We start from the raw sequence: 4,683 nt of genomic DNA, 5'->3' as shown, positions 1-4,683 counted from the left end.
GTTCACGAGTCGCTGTGGACCGCCAGGCTCGGCACGGCGTTCGCCCTGTAACGAAGAGGCAGCCGCCTTGAGCGCAGGCTCCGAAGAACTTCAGCAAGGATGGGGAGGCAGCCGAGCGAGGATAGCCCCTGGGTCGCTCTTGGCGCAAAGCCCTGCGGGCCCGCGGCCGTCATCGCTTCCGCGGCGCCAACGCGGCAAACCGAAGCATCAGCGCCGCACGGAAGATGAGCCCCTCAGGCGGCCCCCGGCTTCAGGCCGGTCGCGTAGCAGTCCCCCATGGACACCAGCACCTTGCGGCCCGTGCCCTCGTAGGGCTTGCGCCCGTGGGTCACCCGCATGTTGTCCACCAGCAGCACGTCCCCCTTCCGCCAGGGGAAGGTGACGAGGGTGTCCTGGTAGGCCTTGCGTATGGCCTCCAGGTCGGCCACGTCGATATCGCTCCCGTCGCCGTAGTAGGCGTTGCGCGGCAGGTCCTCTTTCTTGAAGAGCATCTGCAGGGCCTGCTGCGCGGTGGGGGCCAGGCTGCTCACGTGGAACAGGTGCGCCTGGTTGAACCAGAACGTCTCTCCCGTGAGGGGGTGCCGGGCCACGGCGGGCAGCACCTGGCGCGTGCGCAGCCGAGCGCCGTCCTTGTCCTTCCACTCGAACTCGATGCCATGCGCCCGGCAGTACGCCTCGACCTCGGAGCGCTCCTGCGTCTGGAACACCACCTGCCAGGGCAGGTCCACCCGCGGCCCGTAGTTGCGGACGTACATGATGCGCCGCTCCTCGAAGCGCCGCTGGATGGACTCGGGGATGCGCGCGGTGGTCAGCCGGTTGTCCGTCAGCGGCGTCTCTCCGCCCTGCTCGGCGGGGGTGACGCAGTGGAAGCACAGGTTCATCGGACTGCTGTCCGAGTAGGCGTTCTCGCTGTGCTGCGGAATCGTCTCCTGCCGCGGGTACTCGGTCGCGGTGTAGACGCCGCGGCCCACCTCCGTGCGCGGGGTGGAGCGGTAGACGTAGCGCAGCGGGTCCGCGTAGAGCGCGCCGGAGAGCTTCTCGAAGTCCTCGGGTCCCCCGAAGCGGAAGCCCCGGAAGAGCACGGCGCCGTGCTCCAGGAGCGCCGTGCGCCAGCGCTCGCGGTGTTGTTCGACCCAGTCGAGAAGAGAAGTGTCCGGGGTGGGAGGATCGAAGGTGAGGGGAAACATGGATCCGGAATCCGCGGCGGCGTCGAGCAATCGGGGCAGGGCTGGTGGCCGCGCGGCACAATACCGTTAGAATCGAGATGCTCTCAACCCGGAGAATCCACGCATGACTCGGAGCACCAGACCCACCTATGTCCTTGGCACGGGCCTCTCCCACGATGGCTCGGCGTGCCTCATCAAGGACGGGCGAATCTGCGTGGCCATCGAGAAGGAGCGCATCACCCGGCGCAAGCATGATGGAGGCAACGACTCGGACGCGGTGAGCTACTGCCTGCAGGCCGAGGGCATCACCATCGACGACGTGGCCGCCGTCGTGCAGAACGAAAACTTCGGCATGCTCGTGGGGGCCGACACCTGGTACCGCGGACCCCGCGTGGTGAAGGGGACGAACGTCCCCCTCGTCTCCATCTCCCACCACCTGGCGCATGCCTACAGCGCCATTGGCGCCTCGCCGTTCGACGAGGCCGCGGTGCTCATCATCGACGGCTGTGGCAATGCCTACGACGACTGCATGGACCTGGAGGGGTGCACCCTCCCGGAGACTCCACCCGAGAAGCTGAGGCACCTCTTCTACGAGAAGGACAGCTACTACCGCTACGCGCAGGGCCAGCTGCGCCCTGTGTACAAGGACTTCTCCGAGGGAGGCTACGTTCTCAAGCAGTACCCCCTGCGGCCTGGCAGCACCATGCACTCCATTGGAGGCATGTACCTGGCGGCGAGCACCTACGTCTTCGCGGGCTTCGAGGACCCTGGGAAGCTGATGGGCCTGGCGCCCTACGGCCGCCCCGGCCAGCATGACTTCCCCATCTTCGACCTGAAGGACGGCCGCGTCTTCGTGCGCTACGACTGGATGGAGCGCTTCACGCGCCCGGCGCGCAACAAGACTGACTTCAAGGAGCGCTTCCAGGAGCACGCGGACTTCGCGTGGTGGGTGCAGCGCGAGGTGGAGCGGGCCATCCTCTACGTGGTGAACCACCGCTACGAGGTCGCCCCGTCGGACAACCTCGTCTACGCGGGCGGCGTGGCGCTCAACGCGGTGGCCAACCGGCTCATCCGCACGCAGACGCGCTTCAAGAACCTGTTCATCCAGCCAGCGGCGGGCGACAACGGCCTGGCGGTGGGCTGCGCGTATTACGGCTGGCTGGAGGTGCTCAAGCGGGAGCGGGTGAAGGCCACGGGCTCCTCGGCGTTCGGCCGGCACTACCGCCGCGACGAGCTCGAGGCGGCCGTGAAGCAGCATGGCGAGCACTTGAAGGAAGAGCCGGTGGAGGACGTCTCCCGGCGCACCGCGGAGCTGCTCGCGGATGGCAAGGTGGTGGGCTGGTTCCAGGGCGGCTCGGAGCTCGGCCCGCGGGCGCTCGGCCACCGCAGCATCCTGGCGGACCCCCGCCAGCCGCAGATGCGCGACTTCATCAATTCGAAGGTGAAGTTCCGCGAGGACTTCCGCCCCTTCGCCCCGTCCGTGCTGCGGGAGGACTGCTCCACCTACTTCGACTGCGACTACGAAAGCCCGTACATGATCCTGGTGGCGCCGGTGCGCCCCGAGTGGCGCTCGCGCCTCCCCAGCGTGGTGCACCAGGACAACTCGGCCCGCATCCAGACGGTGACCGAGGAGGTGTCCCCCGCGTACTACCGGCTGCTGAAGGACTTCAAGGCGGTCACCGGCGTCTCCGTGCTGCTGAATACCTCCTTCAACCGCAAGGGCATGCCCATCGTCGAGACGCCCGCGGACGCAATCCGGTTCTTCCTCAGCTGCGCGCTGGATGCGCTGGTGCTGGAGGACCGCCTCTTCTTCAAGACGGCGACGGAGGCGGCCGTGGACCTGCCCCTGGACAAGCTGCTGCTCGAGCGGCTCAAGCCGGCCCTGGAGCGCAACGCCGAGGAGACCCGGACGATAGGCGGGGTGTACGAGCTGCGCCTGAGCGGCGTGCGGACCTTCACCCTGGACCTGTCGCGCCCGCAGCCCACCGTGTACGAGGGCCGTGGCACGCCGGATGTCGTGCTCTCGCTCTCCGAGAGCGACTTCCAGCGGCTCTACAACGACCCGAGCGAGGCCATGGCGCTGTTCGGTGAGGGGAAGATCTCCGCCAGCGGTGACCTGCAGCGCGCGCTCCAGCTGCAGCGCATCTTCCGGATGTCCTGACGGAGGGGACGGCTCAGTTCCGGTCCCCGACGGGTACCGGCCTGAGCGGATGCACGCGGACAGGAAAACGCCCTGCTTCCGGGGATTCTGGAAGCAGGGCGAGTGACTGGGATGGAGGCGGCGGGAATCGAAGCCGCGCAGGCGGATTTGGCCCCTACTCGGGCCACCGGCCACCCAACACGGTTCCTCTCTAAGAACTCGGCTGCATACCCGTCCAGGAGCGTTCAGGCGCGTCCAGGTGATTTGGTCCAAATTTGGTCCCAGGGGGCACCAGTCCGGCCGGTGCGCAGCGGCTGACAGGACCCGACACGCGCACCGCGCCAACTTGCAGCCGTGGTGCCCAACCGACGCGCAGCAAAGCGTACAAGCCCCGCCTATCTTGGGTCAGTATGCTCACGCATGCCAAGTGCCCTCTCAGAGCCCTCGTACTACCAGGTCACATGCGCAACGGCTCACGCGGAGGCGTGCGCGCCTCTCGGCCGCAGTCACGAGGTGCATTACTTTGCGTTTACGAGTAAGCGCAGAGACTTGAACCGGGACGGCAGACTGGGCGGAACGGTCCGCCGCACGCAAGGTGGCCCCTGTCGCTCCTATTCCGCACCACCGATGCAGTGACGCCCAGTTCTAGTGAAAAACTATCAAGGTCCTCGCCCTTGAGCAGCCAGTCACGGTCTCCTCCTACCGCTTTGCGGAGAATAGACAGCGCCGCCGTCCTATCCTCCTTCTGCAGTTCCTTTACATCCACCTCACGAAGAGGAAGCCAACCCCAAAGGGGTATAGAAGCACCGGAGCGCGGTAACAGCGCACAGCCGAACGGCCCAAAGCATTGCTCGCATTTCAGTTACTCCTGGCTCCAAATAACTTCACACGCAAGATATTCGCTCAACACCATCCGGACGATAACGTGCCCACTATCTACAACGGTGGCCAAGTAGCGATATCGCCCTGGTTGCACTTCGATCCATCCCGGCCCCCAAAGCGATTCTTGAACAACTTTGCTCGTCGGATCATCAAGGGAAGCAAGTGTAACGGAAACCACCATCACCCTTTGCATGGCTCGACTACCCACCTCTGGAAACAGTGAGCTTGTCGGCGGTGTCTCAAATCGGACTTGAGCCTCGGCATCCATCAGCGCCAAAGGTGTCCATTCGACGCGCCCCCCATCCTCTTCGAGAGGCATATCAAGCTCGAACATAGCGTGGCCCCGCGCCAACTTGAGGAGGACGTTGCCCCCTGTGTCAGGGAAGATGTCGCCTCGGCTAACTCGCTGAGGTGACACCGCCCAGGGGGCGAGGACAGGCAGACACGCCGTGCCGTACTCGGAAGTTTTCAAGCAGCAGATGGTGAAGAAGATGC

General features: G+C 65.7%; 3 protein-coding genes. 1 reads left to right on the top strand and 2 read right to left on the bottom strand.

The window, feature by feature from the left end; all coding sequences use genetic code 11:
* Nucleotides 1-233 precede the first annotated feature (233 nt).
* Nucleotides 234-1,187: a TauD/TfdA family dioxygenase gene (locus tag G4D85_RS39870; protein WP_164019494.1), complete on the bottom strand. Its 954-nt coding sequence runs from the start codon at nucleotides 1,185-1,187 to the stop codon at nucleotides 234-236.
* 103 nt (nucleotides 1,188-1,290) lie between these two features.
* Here G4D85_RS39870 and G4D85_RS39865 point away from each other — a divergent pair, with 103 nt between their 5' ends.
* Nucleotides 1,291-3,327, top strand: a complete 2,037-nt coding sequence (locus G4D85_RS39865) for a carbamoyltransferase C-terminal domain-containing protein (RefSeq protein ID WP_164019493.1) — start codon at nucleotides 1,291-1,293, stop codon at nucleotides 3,325-3,327.
* A gap of 841 nt (nucleotides 3,328-4,168) precedes the next feature.
* Here the strand turns inward: G4D85_RS39865 and G4D85_RS39860 are convergent.
* A partial coding sequence (locus G4D85_RS39860) for a hypothetical protein (protein WP_205525908.1) occupies nucleotides 4,169-4,683 on the bottom strand: 515 nt, incomplete at its 5' end.

Origin of the sequence: Pyxidicoccus trucidator (genome assembly GCF_010894435.1) — a bacterium.
GTDB lineage: Bacteria > Myxococcota > Myxococcia > Myxococcales > Myxococcaceae > Myxococcus > Myxococcus trucidator.
Note: the sequence above shows the minus strand (reverse complement) of the source record. Positions and strands in the feature narration are given on the sequence as shown.

Coding starts and splice junctions, on each gene's coding strand:
- G4D85_RS39865 (WP_164019493.1), top strand. CDS start 1,291: ATGACTCGGAGCACCAGACCCACCTATGTCCTTGGCACGGGCCTCTCC.
- G4D85_RS39870 (WP_164019494.1), bottom strand. CDS start 1,187: ATGTTTCCCCTCACCTTCGATCCTCCCACCCCGGACACTTCTCTTCTC.